Annotated in this window: 15 protein-coding genes; 9 read left to right on the top strand and 6 right to left on the bottom strand. The window is 59.0% G+C overall.

The genetic code is table 11. The annotated features are described in order from the left end of the window. The 9 genes from IT895_RS01620 (at position 1) to IT895_RS01580 (ending at position 10,831) form a co-directional block, all read left to right on the top strand. On the top strand, positions 1–177 hold the full coding sequence (locus tag IT895_RS01620; protein WP_199284516.1) for a hypothetical protein: 177 nt from the start codon (positions 1–3) through the stop codon (positions 175–177). Then, a complete protein-coding gene (locus tag IT895_RS01615) occupies positions 167–3,100 on the top strand; it encodes an ATP-binding protein (protein ID WP_199284515.1) in 2,934 nt (977 codons plus the stop codon). Before IT895_RS01620 ends, IT895_RS01615 begins: the two co-directional genes overlap by 11 nt. Continuing rightward, positions 3,093–4,481: a sigma-54-dependent transcriptional regulator gene (locus IT895_RS01610; RefSeq protein WP_199284514.1), complete on the top strand. Its 1,389-nt coding sequence runs from the start codon at positions 3,093–3,095 to the stop codon at positions 4,479–4,481. Before IT895_RS01615 ends, IT895_RS01610 begins: the two co-directional genes overlap by 8 nt. Before the next feature lie 835 nt (positions 4,482–5,316). Continuing rightward, positions 5,317–6,702 carry a polynucleotide adenylyltransferase PcnB gene (pcnB, locus tag IT895_RS01605; RefSeq protein ID WP_199284513.1) on the top strand — a complete coding sequence of 462 codons (1,386 nt, stop codon included), beginning with the start codon at positions 5,317–5,319 and terminating at the stop codon, positions 6,700–6,702. Between the two features lie 5 nt (positions 6,703–6,707). Beyond that, a complete protein-coding gene (gene folK / locus IT895_RS01600; RefSeq protein WP_199284512.1) occupies positions 6,708–7,214 on the top strand; it encodes a 2-amino-4-hydroxy-6-hydroxymethyldihydropteridine diphosphokinase in 507 nt (168 codons plus the stop codon). A gap of 135 nt (positions 7,215–7,349) precedes the next feature. Further along, positions 7,350–8,141, top strand: coding sequence for a 3-methyl-2-oxobutanoate hydroxymethyltransferase (gene panB, locus IT895_RS01595; RefSeq protein WP_085920166.1), 792 nt, complete (start codon positions 7,350–7,352; stop codon positions 8,139–8,141). Positions 8,142–8,198: 57 nt separating this feature from the next. Beyond that, positions 8,199–9,065, top strand: coding sequence for a pantoate--beta-alanine ligase (gene panC / locus IT895_RS01590; RefSeq protein WP_085920183.1), 867 nt, complete (start codon positions 8,199–8,201; stop codon positions 9,063–9,065). A 21-nt stretch (positions 9,066–9,086) separates the two neighbouring features. After that, positions 9,087–9,467 (top strand): aspartate 1-decarboxylase, encoded by a 381-nt coding sequence (panD, locus tag IT895_RS01585; RefSeq protein WP_027337660.1) that lies wholly within the window; start codon positions 9,087–9,089, stop codon positions 9,465–9,467. 185 nt (positions 9,468–9,652) lie between these two features. Then, on the top strand, positions 9,653–10,831 hold the full coding sequence (locus IT895_RS01580; RefSeq protein WP_085920165.1) for an acetyl-CoA C-acetyltransferase: 1,179 nt from the start codon (positions 9,653–9,655) through the stop codon (positions 10,829–10,831). 72 nt (positions 10,832–10,903) lie between these two features. Here the strand turns inward: IT895_RS01580 and IT895_RS01575 are convergent, their stop codons facing one another. The 6 genes from IT895_RS01575 to infB all read right to left on the bottom strand — a co-directional run bounded on the left by IT895_RS01575 (position 10,904) and on the right by infB (position 18,758). Then, complete coding sequence (locus IT895_RS01575; RefSeq protein ID WP_199284511.1) at positions 10,904–12,073, bottom strand: MFS transporter; 1,170 nt, start codon at positions 12,071–12,073, stop codon at positions 10,904–10,906. An 85-nt stretch (positions 12,074–12,158) separates the two neighbouring features. Continuing rightward, a complete protein-coding gene (gene pnp / locus IT895_RS01570; RefSeq protein ID WP_085920163.1) occupies positions 12,159–14,321 on the bottom strand; it encodes a polyribonucleotide nucleotidyltransferase in 2,163 nt (720 codons plus the stop codon). Between the two features lie 139 nt (positions 14,322–14,460). Beyond that, positions 14,461–14,730: a 30S ribosomal protein S15 gene (rpsO, locus tag IT895_RS01565; RefSeq protein ID WP_066316110.1), complete on the bottom strand. Its 270-nt coding sequence runs from the start codon at positions 14,728–14,730 to the stop codon at positions 14,461–14,463. A 120-nt stretch (positions 14,731–14,850) separates the two neighbouring features. Continuing rightward, the gene (truB, locus tag IT895_RS01560) at positions 14,851–15,774 is read right to left on the bottom strand and encodes a tRNA pseudouridine(55) synthase TruB (protein WP_199284510.1); all 924 of its coding nucleotides are present in this window, start codon (positions 15,772–15,774) and stop codon (positions 14,851–14,853) included. Further along, positions 15,774–16,187, bottom strand: a complete 414-nt coding sequence (gene rbfA / locus IT895_RS01555; RefSeq protein ID WP_085920161.1) for a 30S ribosome-binding factor RbfA — start codon at positions 16,185–16,187, stop codon at positions 15,774–15,776. The genes truB and rbfA overlap by 1 nt, the downstream gene beginning before the upstream one ends. Before the next feature lie 15 nt (positions 16,188–16,202). After that, positions 16,203–18,758: a translation initiation factor IF-2 gene (infB, locus tag IT895_RS01550; protein WP_085920160.1), complete on the bottom strand. Its 2,556-nt coding sequence runs from the start codon at positions 18,756–18,758 to the stop codon at positions 16,203–16,205.

Here is an 18,758-nt window from a genome sequence, read left to right as displayed (position 1 = left end):
ATGTACGTTTACCGCATCATGCTGTTTCTGGTGTTTGGCGGCTATCTGCTCTCCCCATTGCTGATGGATGGCTGGAGCGACCCGAGCGTGTCCTGGTATCGGCCCTTTGTTATCTGGGGTGGGCTGATCGCCCTGACGCTGTGGCTCGATCAGAAGAGGAAACTGGATGAGCGTTGAGGTTCTTGGCGCGCTGTTTCTCGGCCTGGGCTATCTCGCCCTTCTGCTGGGCTGTGCCCTGGCGGTGGAACGGGGCTGGATACCGTTGCGCATCAGCCGTCACCCTGCCGTCTACACCCTGGCACTGGGCGTTTATGCCAGCGCCTGGGCAATTTATGGCAGCGTCGAACTAGCGGCTAATGTCGGCTTTGGCTATCTCGCCTACTACCTGGGGGCCGCCGGTGCCTTTCTGCTTGCCCCGGTGTTGTTGGTCCCCATTCAGCGGATCACTCGCACCTACCAACTCGCCTCCCTGGCGGACCTGTTCGCCTTTCGTTTTCGCTCCCGCTGGGCGGGCACCCTGGTAACCTTGGTCAGCCTGCTCGCGGTATTGCCCTTACTGGGCATTCAGGTCAAAACCATGAGCGAGGCGGTCAATCTTTTCACCCAGAGCCAGGCTGGTCCTGTCGTGGCACTGGCATTTTGCACGGCCATCGCCGCTTTAGCGGTGATGCTAGGGGCGCGACATAGTCATGTGCATAGCCGTCACAACAGCCTGTTGAGCACCATTGCGATCGAGTCGGTCGTCAAACTGCTGGCCATGCTGGGGCTGGGTGCCGTGGCATTGTGGCTGGTGTTCAGCGGCCCTGGCGACTTGCAGGCATGGCTCGAAGGCCCCGGCTACCTTGCCCAGGCACACACAGCGCGTTTTGATCCCGCCCAATGGCGCACCCTGCTGCTGTTGTTTTTTGCCGCCGCCTTCATGATGCCGCACTTGTTTCATATCACCTTTGCGGAAAGCCTGTCACCGCAAACCCTGCTGCAGGCAAGCTGGACCTTGCCGTTATTTTTACTGCTGATGGCGTTGCCTGTCCCCCTTATCTGGTGGGCTGCGCAGTCGGTCAACGAGACACTCCCCATCACCGCCTACGCCGCCTATGCATTGAGCGAGCACTGGTGGGTCGGTGCGCTGGCGTTTATCGGCGGCTTGGCTGCCGCCAGCGGCACCATGATGCTGATCGCGCTGGCACTCTCGGGCATGGTGCTTAACCACATCGTATTGGTGGCAAGGCCCCCCGAAGCACGTAGCGACTTGTATGGCTGGCTGCTATGGCTGCGCCGGGGGCTGGTGATCGGGGTTATTTTAAGCGGTTGGCTGTTTTATCAGTGGGTTGGCCGTCATCACCCGCTGACCAGCCTGGGGCTCGCCGCCTTCATCGGCATGGCCCAGTGTTTGCCAGGCATGCTGGCACTGCTCTACTGGCCGGGTGCCAACCGCAAGGGCATGGTGGCTGGCCTGATCGGTGGCGTTGGCGTCTGGCTCTGGGGGCTATGGCTGCCCCTGGTGGCGGGCTATACCCCACCCACCCTGCCATTGACACCGCTGACACCCACGGATGCACCCATCTGGTATAGCGTCACCTTGCTGTCTCAATCGCTCAACATCCTGCTGCTGATTGTCGTTTCGCTGTTCACTCGCACCTCGGAAGGTGAAAAATCGGCGGCCGAAGCCTGCTCGGTGGATGCGGTCATTCGCTCGAAACGCCTGCCGCTGGAAGCCGCCACAGCGAGTGACTTCTCCGCCCACCTGGCCCAGGCACTGGGCGATGACGCCGCCCACCGTGAAGTCGACCGCGCGCTCAAGGCACTCAACCTGACTCACCAGGAACGCCGCCCCTACGCACTGCGCCGCCTTCGCGACCGTATCCAGGCAAACCTTTCCGGCTTGATGGGTCCTTCAGTGGCGCGCGACATCGTCGACCGTTACCTGCCCTACCGGCACGACGATGCGCCGATTACCGATGACATCCATTTCGTGGAAAGCCGCCTGGAAGCCTATCGCTCGCGGCTCACGGGGCTGGCCCGGGAACTCGACGGCCTGCGCCGCCACCATCGTCAAACGCTGGCTTACCTGCCCGTCGGGCTTTGCGTCCTCGGCGACGACGAAGAGCTGGTCATGTGGAATCAAGCGCTTTCCCAGCTGTCCGGCATCAGCGGTGAAAGCGTGATCGGCTCGCGCCGGGACAGCTTGCCCGCCCCCTGGCCATGGCTCCTGGGTAGCGTGCTCAACGAGGGGCCGTCACCGTTGTATAAACAAGCGGTAAGGCTCCATGATAAAGACTACTTCCTGACCCTGCATAAAGCCGACCTGAGCGGTAATGACAGCCGTGGTGGCAGCGTCATCCTGGTGGAAGATCACACCGAGATGAAGTGGCTGGAGGATGAACTGGTTCACGCCGCCCGCCTCGCCTCCATCGGCCAATTGGCAGCGGGTGTTGCCCATGAGATAGGCAACCCGATCACCGGCATCTCGTCGTTGGCGCAAAACCTGCGTTATGACACTCAGGATCCCGCCTTGCTGGAAACCGCCGACCATATTCAGCAGTTGACCGAACGGGTGACCAAGATCGTCAATTCGCTGGTCGGCTTTGCCCATGCCGGGCGCGACTCGCCCGGCATGCCGCGCTCGCCTGTCGTGCTTAGAACGATCACCGACGATGCCTTGCACTTGATCCACCTGGCCCGCTCGGGCGAGGATGTCATCTTTACCAATGCGTGTGCGGAAGAGCTGGTGGTGCAAGGTGATGCCCAGCGCTTGACCCAGGTGATGGTGAATCTAATGGGCAACGCACGGGATGCCTGCAGCCCCGAGGGCAGCGTGCACATTACGGCCGACAGGCAGGATGATCAGGCATGGTGGTGTATTACCGACGATGGTCTGGGTATTGACCCCAAGGTACGTGACCACCTGTTCGAGCCCTTCACTACCACCAAAGCGGCCGGTGAAGGCACCGGTCTTGGGTTATCACTGGCCTACCAGATTATCAATGAGCATCACGGCAGAATAGAGGTGGCGTCGCCACCGCCCGGAACATCTCGCGGCACGGCCATTACCTTGTGGCTACCGCTTTTCCAACAGGATGATCAGCTGCCCCATGTCTAGGATTCTGATTGTTGAAGATGAAGCCATTATCCGCAGTGCGCTCAGGCGTCTGCTCGAGCGTCACGACTACGAGGTCAGCGAAGCGGGCAGTGCTGAAGAGGCCGAGACGTTTGAGCTGGTCGGCTTTGATCTGATTATCAGCGACCTGCGCCTGCCCGGTGAGCCGGGCACCCGCCTGATCCAGGCCGCCGCCCCGGCGCCGGTCCTGATCATGACCAGCTATGCCAGCATGCGCTCAGCGGTCGACTCCCTCAAACAGGGCGCTGTGGATTACGTTGCTAAACCGTTTGACCACGCAGAGCTTTTGGAAACCGTTGCACGGATTCTGCACCAGCAGTCAATGCAACACAGCCCGCCCCCCGCCATCACCGATGACGGAGGTGGCCGCCAAACCATGATCGGCAACTGCGTGGCCATGCAGCAGGTCTATACCCGCATTCGCAAAACCGCCCCCGCCGATGTCACGGTGCTCATTCTGGGGGAGTCCGGCACCGGCAAGGAACTCGTCGCCCGGGCCCTGCACCAACAAAGCAAACGGGCCAAGGCCCCACTGATATGCGTCAACTGCGCGGCTATCCCGGAGACGCTGATCGAGTCAGAACTGTTTGGTCATGAGAAAGGGGCCTTTACCGGCGCCAGCGCCGCGCGTACCGGGCTGGTCGAAGCCGCCGACGGCGGCACGTTATTTCTGGACGAAATTGGCGAGCTACCCCTCGACGCTCAAGCACGGCTGCTGCGCGTACTCCAGGAAGGCGAAATTCGCAAAATCGGATCGGTGGAAACCCGCCATGTCGATGTCCGCCTGATCGCCGCGACCCATCGCGACCTTCGTGCGCTCTCCAAGAGTGGCGAATTTCGCCTGGACCTGTATTACCGACTGAACGTCATGCAGATAGAGCTGCCGCCGTTGCGTGAGCGTGAGGACGATGTGCTGGAAATCGCCGACATCCTGCTCGACAAGGCCTGCAAGCGCCACGAACGCCAAGGGCTGCGCTTATCCCGGGCGGCGCGCCATGAGCTGCGTGACTACCCCTGGCCCGGCAACGTGCGTGAGCTGGAAAATGCCCTGGAACGCGGCGTCATTCTGGCCGAAGGCCATTTGATCCACCCCGATGACCTGGGACTGGCCCCCGTTTCGCATCGCCCGACACCAGCGGCTAGCCCCCCTCCGTCAGCCGCCAGCGCCGACACGATTCAATCCGGCACCGAAGAAGATGACCTGTCATTGGAAGACTATTTCCAACACTTTGTACTTGAGCATCAGGACCAGATGAGCGAGACCGAGCTGGCACAGAAGTTGGGGATCAGCCGCAAAAACCTATGGGAGCGACGCCAGCGGCTGGGCATACCGCGCAAGAAGACGGCACGCCGCCCTACCTGAACAGCTCAACCGCACCTACAACTAACGTCTAATACACTGATTTACCAAAGAAATATCCACGAAATTCGTTACCCGCATACTGTTACCTTCCCACACGAAAGACCGCTCAAAGCGGGTAACACTTATTTCTCACGATCGTTCCCTGGCATAGCGGAAAATTTCAACTGACTGAATTTTCGGAATTATTCTACGAGTGGCACGGCGAGTGCAATATAACTGGGTAAGAAAAACAAACTGGGCAACGCGGTAAGTCGTCAACAAAAACAACATGACACCGCCCAGACCTGAGCCAAAACAAAAACAACACGGCCAGGCAGAGATAACGGTACTAACAAAAACAACAGGCTTGTATCTCGTTACTTGCTTGCGCTAAGAAAAATAAGCGCTAGACACAACAACAACATACGGCAAGTGCCCAAAAATGGACGCGACGTACACCTGAAAGACTGCGCCCTAACAAGAACAACAGTAGTCAGTGTGTACACCCCGGACCCAACAACAACTCGCCGGGGGGATGAAAAGTTCGCGGTTGGATTATTGTTTTGAATACGAGGCGGTCGGAATCCACGTGATTGCCACGCCTACCGACTGCGGTGCGTATTCAGGGCGATGTGCCATCATGAAGAAAAACAGCAGCAACGGACGCTGATTGTCGCTTTTACAGGGGAGGCCTTATTAGCCTCCCCTTTCTGCGTTTAGCGGTCTGCGTTTAGCGGTTTTGCTCATGCCACAACCCTGCCAAGGCTTTGCAAGCCTCTAGCGGTCGGCTACACTCAGCGACTCGTCGCTTACATTAGGGCCATTTTTTCGATATCCTGCGAGTCGATTCCGCCGCATGCTTAAAGGATTTACCCGTTTATTACTCAGTCCGGGAGAGCAATTGAAATCTCTGCTCGAACCCCAACAGGGCGCGTCAGGCGCGCTTAGCCCACGCATTATACCTCGCTCCGAGCACCCCGTTTCTCGTCAGCAGATCAGTGATGCTGCCCTGAAGGTGCTGTACCGCCTCAATGGCGCCGGTTTTGAGGCCTATCTGGTGGGCGGCTGCATTCGCGACGCCCTGCTTGGCAAGATGCCCAAGGATTTCGACGTTGCTACCAATGCAACACCCGAGCAGGTGCGCGATCTTTTTCGCAATTCGCGCCTGATCGGGCGACGTTTTCGTATTGTGCACGTGCGCTTTGGTCGAGAAGTTATCGAGGTCACGACCTTCCGCGGCAAACCCCAGGACGAGCACGGCGACCATATCGCCCAGCAATCTGACGACGGCCTTCTGCTGCGTGACAATGTATGGGGCAATATCGAAGAAGATGCCCTGCGGCGCGATTTCACCGTGAATGCGCTGTATTACAACATCGCCGACTTCACCATCCATGACTTTGCCAACGGGGCCAAGGATATTGAGGCGCGGACGCTTCGCTTGATTGGAGACCCCGCCACGCGCTACCGCGAGGATCCTGTTCGCATGCTGCGGGCAGTGCGGTTTGCCGCCAAGCTCGGCTTTACGATTGATGCCGACACCGAAACGCCCATGTACGATCTGGCGCCGCTGCTGTTGAGCATTCCCCCGGCACGGCTGTTCGATGAAGCGCTCAAGCTCTTCATGTCGGGTCACGGACTAGTGACCTTCAGGATGCTAAGCCATTATGGGTTGTTTGGCATGCTGTTCCCCGAGGCCGAAGAAGCCATGGCGGATGCGGCATGGGCAGAAGATTTGATTGAAAAGGCGCTTGCCAACACCGACAAGCGTATTGCCGAAGACCGCCCCGTTACACCCGCTTTCTTGCTGGCGGCGTTCTTATGGGCCCCGGTTGCCCACCGCCAGGCAGAGCTTGAAAGTGAAGGCATGCCGTCCATTCCCGCGCTACAAGCGGCCGCTCAGCAGGTCGTGACTCGACAGCTACAGCACATCTCCATCCCCAAACGTTTTGGCATGCCGATGCGCGATATCTGGGAGCTTCAGGGGCGCTTACCCCTGCGCCGGGGTAAAAAAGCGTTCCAGACCCGCGAACACCCCCGCTTCCGTGCCGCTTATGACCTGCTGCTGCTGCGCGAACAGGCAGGGGAAATCCCGAGTGGGCTGGGCGAATGGTGGAACGCCTTCCAGACTGGCGACGAGCACGATCAACGCCGACTATTGCAGAAGGTGGGCGGCGATCCTGCCAGCCAGGGCGACCGCCGCCGCAAACGGCGACGCAAACCGCGTAAAAGCGAAGAGTAACACACATGTCGTTTGCCTATATCGGCCTGGGAAGCAATCTGGATAACCCCACCGACCAGATTCGCCAGGCGCTTGGCGAGCTTGCCCGTCTACCGCTAAGCGACATGGTCGGTGCCTCTTCGCTGTATGCCACTCCCCCTCTGGGCCCCCAGGATCAACCCGATTTTATTAACGCCGTCGCCGCGCTTCAAACATCACTGTCGCCACTTGCGCTCCTTGACCAACTGCAGGCACTGGAACAGCATCATCGCCGCCAGAGGCGTCGTCACTGGGGGCCTCGTACCCTCGATCTAGACCTGCTGCTTTATGACCAGTTAGCACTCGACACCCCCCGCCTCAAGCTGCCCCACTTGCATATGCACGTACGCGCCTTTGTCCTTGTACCGCTCTACGAGCTAGCCCCCGGGTTAAGTCTTCATCAGCGTCCACTTGGCGACTGGCTTGCCAAGCTCGATAGCGCACCGATACGCCGACTCGTGGATACCGATGTCACCCCGACTGCTGCCATCTGACACAAATCTCGACACCAAGGCCGCATTCAGGTAACAATTGCCGGTTACGCCACTCAGCGTCCGCCGTCAGGCGGCGTTAACACTGGCCGAACGCCAATGTCGCGTCGGCCTCACGTAGAAACATGAGAGCACGCCATGAAAACCGTCACCCTGAGCACGCTACAGGCGCACAAGCGCGCCGGTGAGACGTTCAGTTGCCTGACCGCTTATGATGCCTCCTTTGCCCACGCCGCCAGCCACGCAGGTATTGACGTGTTATTGGTGGGCGATTCGCTGGGCATGGTCCTGCAGGGCCATAACAGCACCCTGCCGGTGACCATTGACGACATCTGTTACCACACCCGCTGCACGGCCCGTGGCAAAGGCCATAGCCTGCTGATGGTCGACCTGCCCTTCATGAGCAATGCCACCACCGAGCGCTTGCTGGAAGACGCCGCCGCCTTGATGCGCGCCGGTGCCGAGCTCGTCAAGGTAGAGGGCGAAGCCTGGATGGCCGACGGCATACGCGAGCTGACTCGCCGCGGTGTCCCTGTCTGCGCGCATCTGGGGCTGACACCGCAGACGGTCTATCAACTTGGCGGCTATAAGGTACAAGGCCGCGAAGCCGCCCAGGCAGAACAGATCATTAATGATGCCAAAATCCTCGTTGAGGCGGGCGCATCGATCATTTTACTGGAGTGCGTGCCCGCGAGTCTGGGCAAGGCGGTGACGGAAGCGCTGGATGTGCCGGTGATCGGTATTGGCGCTGGTCCGGATACCGACGGCCAGATCCTGGTGATGCACGACGTTCTCGGCGTTACCCATGGCCGCACGCCACGCTTCGTGAAAAATTTCATGACCGACGCTGACAGCATTCAGTCGGCGTTTCAGCACTACCACGAGGCGGTCAAAACCCGGACGTTCCCCGCGCCGGAACACTGCTTCTAAACGATGTTCCAATGGGAACGTATTAGCACAATGCCCGTGAACGACGACAAGACTGCTATGCATACTTTGCGAGACATCTCCGAGCTACGCCATACGCTGCGTGAGCACCGATTACGCGGCCAACGGATTGCCCTGGTACCCACCATGGGCAACCTGCATGCCGGGCACCTGGCCCTGGTGGCCCGCGCCCGAGCGAACGCCGACGTGGTGGTCGCCAGTCTGTTCGTCAACCCGATGCAGTTTGGCCCCGGCGAAGACCTGGACGCCTACCCCCGTACCTTCGAGGCGGACCAGGCACAGCTGACCGAGGCAGGCTGCGATGTGCTGTTCAGCCCGACCATCAGCGCGCTGTACCCTAATGGTTTAACCGCCCAGACCCGTGTGCATGTGCCCGAGATGGGAGAAGGCCTGTGTGGCAGCTCCCGGCCTGGGCACTTTGACGGCGTTTCGACCGTGGTCAGCATGCTGTTTAACCTGGTGCAGCCCGATGTAGCCTTTTTTGGCCAAAAGGACTACCAGCAGCTTGCGGTGATTCGTAAGCTGGCCAGCGACCTGCACATGCCCATCGAGATTATCGGCGTGCCCATTGTGCGCGCTGAGGATGGACTTGCGTTGTCCTCTCGTAACGGTTATTTGAGCCAGGAGGAGCGGGCGATTGCCCCCGCGCTCTACCAAACCCTCTGCAAGTTGCGCGATGCATTAGAGGGCGGCGAATCTGTCGAACGAGTACTACACGGAGGTCACACGGCCCTGTATGATGCGGGTTTTACGCCGGACTACCTGGAGCTGCGTGACACCATGCTTGGCCCAGTAACCCCCTCGACACGCCACGCCGTTCTGCTAGCCGCCGCCCATCTCGGCCCGGCTCGGCTTATCGACAACCTCAGCGTCCAATTGCCGGCTGCAACTGACGCTGGCCGCTAGCTTTGTTATCTAGGAGTTTCCATGCACACGATTATGCTCAAAGCCAAATTGCATATGGCCCGCGTGACCCACGCGGTACTCAACTACGAAGGCTCCTGTGCCATCGACGGCGATCTGCTGGACATGGCGGGCATCCGCGAGAACGAACAGATCCAGATCTATAACGTGGAAAATGGCGAACGCTTCACCACTTACGCCATCCGCGGTGAAGAGGGCTCCCGATTGATCTCGATCAACGGCGCCGCCGCCCATCTTGCCGCTCCGGGGCATCGCATCATCATCTGCAGCTATGCGCATTACTCGGAAGCCGAGCTGGATAACCATCAGCCCGCGCTGGTGTATCTTCAGGAAGGCAACCACGTCAGCCACACCAGCAATGCGATTCCCGTCCAGCTTGCCTAGCAGAAACGATGATTGACGGGCCACAAGTTGGCCCGTTTTCATTTGGATCAAAAAGCGTATTGCCGCCAGCCACATCCTTCCCCTATGCTGAGACAAGACCTTCGCTGAGACGATAACGGTTACAACAACGCTCAATACAAACGCTGGCGTTTTTTCAACGGCGTTACTTAGACCAGGAGTCTGTTATGCAAGAAGTAGTCATTGTGGCGGCACGCCGCACCGCTGTAGGCGCTTTTGGAGGGTCTCTCGCCGGTATTCCCGCGAGTGACCTGGGCGCACTCGTCATCAAAGACATTCTTTCATCAACGGGCGTTGCCGCCGACCAGGTCGATGAAGTCCTGCTCGGTCAAGTGCTAACTGCCGGTGTGGGCCAAAACCCTGCCCGTCAGGCGTCGATCAAGGCCGGTCTTCCCGAGGCTGTACCGGCCATGACCATCAACAAGGTCTGCGGTTCGGGCCTTAAAGCCCTGCACCTCGCCACTCAGGCCATTCGCTGCGGTGATGCCGAGCTGATTCTGGCCGGTGGCCAGGAAAACATGTCGGCGTCTCCCCACGTGCTGCCCAACTCGCGCAACGGACAGCGCATGGGTGACTGGAAAGCGATTGACTCCATGGTGCATGACGGCCTGTGGGATGCCTTCAACAACTACCATATGGGCATCACCGCCGAAAACCTGGCCGAGAAGTACGGCATTACCCGTGAAGCCATGGATGAATTCGCCGCCGCGTCGCAGCAGAAAGCCGCGGCCGCCATTAAAGAGGGCAGGTTCAAAAGCCAGATCGTGCCGGTGGAAGTTCCCCAGCGCAAAGGCGACCCGATGGTGTTTGATACCGACGAAAACCCACGCGAAGTCACCGCCGAGAAACTGGGCGGCATGCGCCCCGCGTTCAAGAAAGACGGCACCGTGACAGCAGGCAACGCCTCGGCGCTCAACGACGGCGCGGCGGTGGTGATGATCTGCTCGGCGGAAAAAGCCAAGCAGCTCGGCCTGGAGCCGCTCGCCCGGATCGCCGGTTACGCCAATGCCGGTGTCGACCCGGCAATCATGGGTATCGGCCCGGCACCGGCCACCCGCCGCTGTCTGGAGAAAGCCGGTTGGAGCCTCGACGACCTGGATCTGGTGGAAGCCAACGAAGCCTTTGCTGCACAGGCACTTTCGGTCAACAAGGAACTCGGTTGGGACACCAACAAGGTCAACGTCAATGGCGGCGCAATTGCCCTGGGCCACCCCATCGGCGCCTCCGGCTGCCGCGTTTTCGTGACGCTGCTCCACGAGATGATCGCCCGCGACTCGAAAAAAGGCTTGGCGACGCTGTGTATCGGCGGCGGTCAGGGGGTTGCGCTGGCAATTGAGCGAAGCTAGCTAGCGAGAATTGCCTAAGCGACAGACGTATCGCCTCTCATGCCCCCGCATCAGCGGGGGCATTTTTTTGCCTCAGCGATGCTTCACTCCCACAACCCGCGACGGCGTTAGCCATACCAGCAGCGTGCCCAGTAAAAACAATCCCGAGGCAGCCCACATGGCGACCGGCAGACTGGTGCCATCGACAATGCGGCCGCCCACCATGGCGCCAAAGCCAATGGACAAATTAAAGGTGAAGGCCATCAGTGCGGTAGCCGCTTCGGTGTTGGGCGCCGTCCGCAAAATCCAGGTTTGAATGCTCACCGAGACGCTGCCGAATACCGCACCCCATACCATGAGCAGCATCACACCACTGCTTGGCTGCACACCCAGCACCGGGAAGCTGGCCACGACAAGGAGCAGCAGACTGGGAATCGCCAGCACCGCTCGGTAAGGATGGCGCCCGGCGAACATGCCTGCCGCGATGTTGCCGAGGATGCCTGCCGCCCCGTATAGCAGCAGTAGGCTGCCTACGTGGCGCTGGGCAATACCGCTGATGTCCTGTAGGACGGGACTGATAAAGGTATAGGCCGCAAAGTGCCCCACCACCACCAAGCCGGTGGTCAGCACGGCCACCCTGACCCCACGGTTCTTGAACTGTTGCGCCAGTATCCTCAGACGAACCGGCTCGCTGGGTGGCAATGGCGGCAGCCAATACCACAGCGCCATCGCTGTTAACAGGCTTAACCCGCCCAGCGCCCCAAAGGCAACCCGCCAGCTACTGAACTCGCCCAACAGGGTTCCTAGCGGGACCCCAAGGACCGACGCCGCCGCGACACCACCAAAGATCACCGTCATCGCTTTGGAAACCTGGGCCTCGGGCACCAGACGCGGGGCAATACTCCCTGCCACCGCCCAGAAACCGCCAATACTGAGCCCTACCAGCACCCGAGAGGCCAATAGCAATACGAAGCTGCTGGCCATTGACGTCAGCAGGCTACCGACCACCATAACGCCCATCAGTGATGTCAACATGATACGGCGATCAAGACGCCCCACCGCGACCGGTAGAAGCGGCGCTGAAAAGGCCGCCACGACCCCAGGCACTGTCACCATCAAGCCGGCCATGCCCGGGGTAACGTCCATAGAAAACGCCACCTGCGGCAGCAGACCAATCGGTAACTGCTCGGCAGTTACCAACAGGAAAATCCCCATCATGACGGCGACCACTGCCCACCAACGCGGCGCCATTTGCTGTTCCATCGCATGCTCCTTTCCTAAGCCCCCAAACACTACCGCCCCCGCAACGAGACGCTGCGAGGGCGGTGATGTCGACGCTGCCGCTGGATTAATCAGCGATTTCCGCGTCGTCGGCTTCGAAGGCCGCCTTCTCTTCTTCGGTGATCTCCTTGATCGAGAGCTTCACCCGGTTGCGGTTATCAATATCGAGGACTTTAACGAGCACATCGTCGCCTTCGTTCAGGAAATCGCGGACGTTGTTAACCCGCTCCTGAACAATTTGCGAAATATGCACGAGACCATCGGTACCTGGCATGATATTCACGAAAGCCCCGAAGTCGGCGATACGTACCACTTTACCCATGTACAGCTTGCCGATTTCCGCTTCTGCCGTAATGGCCAACACGGTATCAATGGCTTTTTTCGCGGCGGCTTTATCTTCCGCGTAGATACGCACGGTGCCGTCATCGTCCAGATCGACCGATGCGCCGGTATCTTCGCAGATCTTGCGGATCGTGGCGCCGCCCTTGCCGATCACATCGCGGATCTTGTCCGGCGCGATTTTGATCGTCGCCATGGACGGAGCATTTTCAGACACTTCGGCACGGCTCTGGGCGATCACGGCATTCATCTGCTCAAGAATACCCAGGCGTGCTTTCAAAGCCTGCTGCAGGGCCGTTTCCATGATCTCTTCGTTGATACCTTCGATCTTGATGTCCATCTGCAGGGCGGTCACGCCCTCTTCAGAACCAGCCACCTTGAAGTCCATATCACCAAGATGATCTTCGTCACCCAGGATATCGGTCAATACCGCAAAACCGTCTTCGTCTTTCACCAGACCCATGGCAATACCGGCCACCGGCGCCTTGAGCGGTACACCGGCGTCCATCAGGGCCAGCGACGAGCCGCAGACTGAGGCCATCGAGCTTGAGCCGTTGGACTCGGTAATTTCCGACACCACACGAATGGTATAGGGAAACGCATCTTCAGCCGGCAGCATGGCCTGTACACCCCGGCGAGCGAGGCGACCATGGCCGATTTCACGGCGCTTCGGTCCACCGAAAAAGCCCGCTTCACCGACGCTGTAGGGAGGGAAATTATAGTGCAGCATAAAGCGGTCTTTACGCTCGCCTTCCAACGACTCAATGAGCTGCGAATCGCGCAATGTGCCCAGGGTCGCAATGGCTATCGCCTGGGTCTCACCACGAGTAAACACAGCGGAACCATGGGTCTTGGGCAGCGTACCGACCTCGATGTCCAACGGACGTACCGTGGTATTGTCACGGCCGTCAATACGCGGCTCGCCCTTGACAACACGAGAGCGTACGACACGCTTTTCAAGACCCGCGAAGGCACCTTTGACGTCGTCCTTGCTGAACTTGCCTTCTGTCTCTTCGCCTTCGGCAGCAGCAAGCTGGTCGACTGCTTCGTCTTTCAAGGCCGAAAGGGCATCCTGACGCGCCATTTTATCGGTAATTCGATAGGCCTCGCCGACCTTGGCTTCGAAGGCGTCGGCCATGGCCGCTTTCAGCGCCATGTTCTCTTCGGGCGGCTGCCAATCCCAGCGCGGCTTACCGGCCTCTGCAACCAGTTCATTGATCGCACTGATAGCAACCTGCATTTCCTGATGACCGAACAGCACGGCACCCAGCATTTCGTCTTCAAGCAGCTCTTTGGCTTCAGACTCGACCATCAGCACGGCTTTTTCAGTACCGGCGACGACCATATCCAGTTCCGAGCTGGCAAGCTCTTCAACGGTGGGATTCAGGAAGTAGCCCTGCTCTTCGTTAAAGCCGACTCGGGCACAGCCAATCGGGCCGCTAAACGGCACACCTGAAATCGACAGCGCCGCTGAAGTACCGATCATTGCCGCGATATCCGGATCGTGATTGCGATCGGTGGAGAGAACGGTACAGATCACCTGCACTTCGTTCATGAACCCCTTGGGGAACAGCGGACGGATAGGGCGGTCGATCAAACGCGAGGTGAGCGTCTCTTTTTCGGTGGGACGACCTTCGCGTTTGAAAAAGCCGCCAGGAATCTTGCCTACCGCGTAGGTTTTCTCCTGGTAATGAACCGAAAGAGGGAAGAAGGGTTGGTTGGGATTTGCTTCTTTCTTTGCCACTACCGTACACAGCACCACGGTGTCATCCATGGTGACCATAACGGCGCCGGTGGCCTGACGAGCAATGCGCCCAGTTTCTAGCGTGACGGTGCTACGACCGTATTGGAACGTTTTTTTTACCGGATTCACGGCGACTTCCTTTAACATTAATAGCTACTTGTCTTTTCGTTTGGGTCGTTTGGACTCGCCACCATTCTAGGCGTTGCCGCGCAATAGGGCTACCACAAACAAGAAAACGGGCAGCCCCTGAGGAGCTGCCCGTTTCTCGACCTTCGCCAACAATAACTTAGCGGCGGATGCCCAAGCTCTGAATCAGAGACTGATAGCGCTCGAAATCTTTACGCTTCAGGTAATCCAGCAGCTTACGACGCTGGTTTACCATGCGGATCAGACCACGACGCGAGTGGTGATCCTGCTTGTTGGTTTTGAAGTGATCCTGCAGGCCGTTGATGTTGGCGCTCAGCAGTGCAACCTGCACTTCAGGTGATCCGGTGTCGTTCTCGCCGCGGCCGTATTCGTTGACGATTTCGGCCTTCTTTTCAGCGGTTAATGCCATCTGTCTCTCCAGTAAGCAATATGCCTAACAATGAATGGGTGAGACCACGCATATTTGCAGTCTCAATCTACTACTCTAGGTCTACAATTTTCGCGCAAATCGCCGCATTGATGCAACGCTTTACGAGATAGCGACCGTACTTAACAGCCGCTTGGGTGCCACTTCCTGGCCCTCTTTTACAACGCCAAGGCCAATGAACGCCTCCGCGTAATAAAGTCTTGCCAGCGCCTCGGGTGGCAGTGATTTACCAGACACCACATTGGCCGACTGGCCGTGAGCCAAGCGCCCATAAGCCGGTTCGTCCAATGTAAGCGACGGCAAATGATCTACCAGCACGTCAACCGGCATCAGCTCGGCTTCGCGGGCCGCTTGATCGGCTAACGCCTCAAGCGCTTCCAGCGTCCACATGGCATCGCCGTTGAAAGGGCCGGTCTTGAGCCTTCTCAGCTGACTGATGTGGCCGCCACAGCCCAGTGCCTTGCCAATGTCTTCAGCCAGGGTACGGATGTAGGTCCCTTTGCTGCAGCTGACTTCCAGTTCGAAGGCCGTGCCTTCAAATGACAGCAGGCGGGCATCATACACGCTTACCCGCCGCGCTGCACGCTCAACCTGCTTCCCTTCGCGGGCCAGCTCGTAGAGTTTTTTACCTTCGTGCTTCAGCGCCGAGTACATCGGCGGCACCTGGTCGATCTCACCGCGAAAGCCGGATAATACCGACTCAATATCGTCGACCGTCAGGCTTGGCACATCATGTTGCTCAATGACCGCGCCTTCTGCATCCCCCGTGTCGGTTATCGTCCCCAGTTCTACCCGGGTGCGATACACCTTGTCGGCTTCCAGCAGGTGCGATGAAAACTTGGTGGCCTCACCCAGGCAGATGGGCAGCAAGCCGGTAGCCATCGGATCCAGCGTGCCGGTGTGGCCCGCTTTTTGTGCCTCGAAAAGACGACGCACCCGCTGCAAGGCATGGTTGCTGGAAAGCCCTTTCGGTTTATCCAGCAGAACAATACCATTCACCGGCAACCCCCGGCGGCGACGCGCCATTAACGCGTCTCCCCGCCTGGCTCATCCGCGCCTTCATCATCCTGTTCCTGACGGGCACGGTCGGTTGAAACCGCTTCGTCAATCAGCGACGACAGCTGTTGGCCACGCACCACGCTTTCATCGAAATGAAAGCGCAATTCGGGAACGTGGCGCAGTTTAATGCGCTTGGCAATCTGGCTTCTCAAGAAACCTGCCGCCCGTTTCAGCACCTTCAGGTTTTCCTTGATACGCTCGGGATCCTGCTCACCCAACAGGGTGACGTAGATATCAGCATAACCCAGGTCGCGGCTCACGGTGACACCGCTGACCGTGACCATGCCGAGGCGTGGGTCTTTCACTTCGCGCTGGATCAGCACCGCCAGCTCCTTCTGGAGCTGGTCGGCTACCCGGTCGGTACGCTTGAATTCGCGCATGCTTGCTCCTCAGCCCTACAGGCTGCGCTCGACCTTCACTTGGTCAAAGACTTCGATCTTGTCGCCGACCTGAACATCGTTGTAGTTCTTCACGCCGATGCCACACTCGACGCCGCTACGTACTTCCTGAACGTCGTCCTTATAGCGGCGCAGCGATTCGAGCTCGCCTTCGTAGATCACCACGTCATCACGCAGCACGCGAATCTTCTTGTTCCGGTGCACGGTGCCTTCAACCACCATACAGCCGGCGATCGCGCCGATCTTCGGCGCGCGGAAGACATCGCGTACTTCGGCAATACCGACGATTTCTTCTTTCCACTCCGGCGCAAGCATACCGCTCATCGCCTGCTTGACCTCGTCGATCAGCTGGTAGATGACGCTGTAATAGCGCAGATCCAGGCCTTCACGTTCGATGATCTCGCGGGCGGCAGCATCGGCACGCACGTTAAAGCCGACCACGATGGCTTCGGAGGCGAGCGCCAGGTTGGCATCGGTACCGGTGATACCGCCCACACCCGAGGACACAACCGCCACTTCGACTTCGTCGGTGGAGAGCTCTTCCAACGCGCCCTTGATGGCTTCCAGCGAGCCCTGGACATCGACTTTCAAGACGATGTTGACCTTGGCCACTTCGTCCTGGCCCATCTGGCTGAACATGTTCTCCAGTTTGGCCTTTTGCTGACGCGCCAGGCGTACTTCGCGGTACTTGCCTTGACGGAAGTTGGCCACTTCGCGGGCTTTCTTCTCGTCGGCAACCACCATGAAGTCGTCACCGGCGTCCGGCGTACCGTCCAGGCCCTGGATCTCGACCGGCATGGCCGGGCCCACCTCGTCCACTTGCTTGGCAAGTTCGTTGGTTAGCGCCCGCACGCGACCGTAGTGCAGCCCGGCCAGGACGATATCGCCTTTCTTGAGCGTACCGTTCTGAACCAGCACGGTCGCCACGGGGCCACGGCCTTTATCCAGGCGCGACTCAACCACGACACCTTTACCCGGTGCTTCAGGCACGGCTTTAAGCTCGAGCACTTCAGAGACCAGCTGGATCGCTTCCAGCAGCTCCTCAATGCCATCACCGCTCTTGGCAGACACGTGGACGAACTGGGTATCGCCGCCCCACTCTTCCGAGATCACGCCGTGCTGCGATAGCTCGTTACGAATGCGGTCGAAGTCAGCACCCTCTTTGTCGATCTTGTTGACCGCCACTACCATCGGCACACCCGCCGCTTTGGAGTGCTCGATCGCCTCAACCGTCTGGGGCATCACACCGTCATCCGCCGCCACGACCAGAATGACAACGTCGGTCGCCTGGGCGCCGCGGGCACGCATGGCGGTAAACGCCGCGTGGCCTGGCGTATCCAGGAAGGTAACGCCGCCATGTTCGTCTTCCACATGGTAGGCACCGATATGCTGGGTAATACCACCCGCTTCGCCGGTCGCCACCTTGGCCTTACGGATATAATCGAGAAGCGACGTCTTACCATGATCAACGTGGCCCATCACGGTCACGACCGGGGAACGGGTGATCTCGTCGCCTTCATAGGAGATGCCTTCGAGCATTTCCGTTTCCAGCGCGTCGTCCTTCACCAGCTTGACCTTGTGACCCATCTCCTCGACGACGATGGCCGCCGTATCCTGATCGATGGTCTGGTTGATGGTGACCGCCGCGCCCATGTTGAACATCGCCTTGATGACTTCATTGGCCTTGATCGACATCTTGTCGGCCAGATCCGCCACGCTGATGGACTCGGGGATCGAGACCTCGCGCACGATCGGCTGGGTCGGCTTCTGGAAGCCATGCTTGCCGTTACCACCGCTTGAACTACCACCACGACGACCGCCGCGGCGTTCGGCACGCTTGGCTTTCTTGCCACCAGCGCCGCGCTTGCGCTCTTCGCGATCACCGCGATCTTCCTCGTCATCACGACGGCCTTTCTTCTTGGCCGCTGATTTCTTGGGCGGTGCTGTGCGGCGATCGGTGCGGCCTTCTTTCGGCGGTGCCGGCGGCATTTCTTCAGGTGCCGGGGTATCGTCGATCTGCAGCTCAGGCACTTGAGCGTCAGATGCTTTCTGTGCCTCGACCTGAGCTGCTTGTTCGGCTTCTTTACGCGCCGCTTCTTCAGCCGCCTTGGCTTTTTCTGCAGCGGCTTTTTCTTCCGCTTCACGCGCCTCGCGTGCCTTGCTTTCAGCCTCAGCTTCCGCCATGTCACCGACTAACTGACGCGGGCCAGCATGCTTGGGCTCAGGCGCTTTCGGCTTATTCTCTTCTTCAGAGCGCTTGACGTACGTCTTCTTCTTGCGCACCTGAACTTCAATCGTTTTGCCGCGCTCGCCTGTCTTGATACGGCTGCGGGTTTTGCGCGTCAGTGTAATACGGCTCTTGCCGCTATCACTTTCATCGCCATCGCCGCCGTGACTTTTCTTCAGAAAGTTAAGCAAGGTGCGCTTATCTTCTTCTGATACGGCATCGGTTTCCGAGGCGTGCTGCAAACCCGCTTCTTTCATCTGTTCTAGCAGGCGAGGCACATCGCGGCCTACCTTTACTGCAAAATCTTTAACTGTCATATCTGACAT

The organism is Halomonas sp. A40-4, from assembly GCF_015767635.1.
Classification (GTDB): domain Bacteria; phylum Pseudomonadota; class Gammaproteobacteria; order Pseudomonadales; family Halomonadaceae; genus Vreelandella; species Vreelandella janggokensis.
This window is presented reverse-complemented; position numbering and strand designations above follow the sequence as displayed.

What these genes read in the sequence shown, in the direction of transcription:
- IT895_RS01620 (WP_199284516.1), top strand. Translation starts at nt 1, where the DNA reads ATGTACGTTTACCGCATCATGCTGTTTCTGGTGTTTGGCGGCTATCTG.
- IT895_RS01615 (WP_199284515.1), top strand. Translation starts at nt 167, where the DNA reads ATGAGCGTTGAGGTTCTTGGCGCGCTGTTTCTCGGCCTGGGCTATCTC.
- IT895_RS01610 (WP_199284514.1), top strand. Translation starts at nt 3,093, where the DNA reads ATGTCTAGGATTCTGATTGTTGAAGATGAAGCCATTATCCGCAGTGCG.
- pcnB (WP_199284513.1), top strand. Translation starts at nt 5,317, where the DNA reads ATGCTTAAAGGATTTACCCGTTTATTACTCAGTCCGGGAGAGCAATTG.
- folK (WP_199284512.1), top strand. Translation starts at nt 6,708, where the DNA reads ATGTCGTTTGCCTATATCGGCCTGGGAAGCAATCTGGATAACCCCACC.
- panB (WP_085920166.1), top strand. Translation starts at nt 7,350, where the DNA reads ATGAAAACCGTCACCCTGAGCACGCTACAGGCGCACAAGCGCGCCGGT.
- panC (WP_085920183.1), top strand. Translation starts at nt 8,199, where the DNA reads ATGCATACTTTGCGAGACATCTCCGAGCTACGCCATACGCTGCGTGAG.
- panD (WP_027337660.1), top strand. Translation starts at nt 9,087, where the DNA reads ATGCACACGATTATGCTCAAAGCCAAATTGCATATGGCCCGCGTGACC.
- IT895_RS01580 (WP_085920165.1), top strand. Translation starts at nt 9,653, where the DNA reads ATGCAAGAAGTAGTCATTGTGGCGGCACGCCGCACCGCTGTAGGCGCT.
- IT895_RS01575 (WP_199284511.1), bottom strand. Translation starts at nt 12,073, where the DNA reads ATGGAACAGCAAATGGCGCCGCGTTGGTGGGCAGTGGTCGCCGTCATG.
- pnp (WP_085920163.1), bottom strand. Translation starts at nt 14,321, where the DNA reads ATGTTAAAGGAAGTCGCCGTGAATCCGGTAAAAAAAACGTTCCAATAC.
- rpsO (WP_066316110.1), bottom strand. Translation starts at nt 14,730, where the DNA reads ATGGCATTAACCGCTGAAAAGAAGGCCGAAATCGTCAACGAATACGGC.
- truB (WP_199284510.1), bottom strand. Translation starts at nt 15,774, where the DNA reads ATGGCGCGTCGCCGCCGGGGGTTGCCGGTGAATGGTATTGTTCTGCTG.
- rbfA (WP_085920161.1), bottom strand. Translation starts at nt 16,187, where the DNA reads ATGCGCGAATTCAAGCGTACCGACCGGGTAGCCGACCAGCTCCAGAAG.
- infB (WP_085920160.1), bottom strand. Translation starts at nt 18,758, where the DNA reads ATGTCAGATATGACAGTTAAAGATTTTGCAGTAAAGGTAGGCCGCGAT.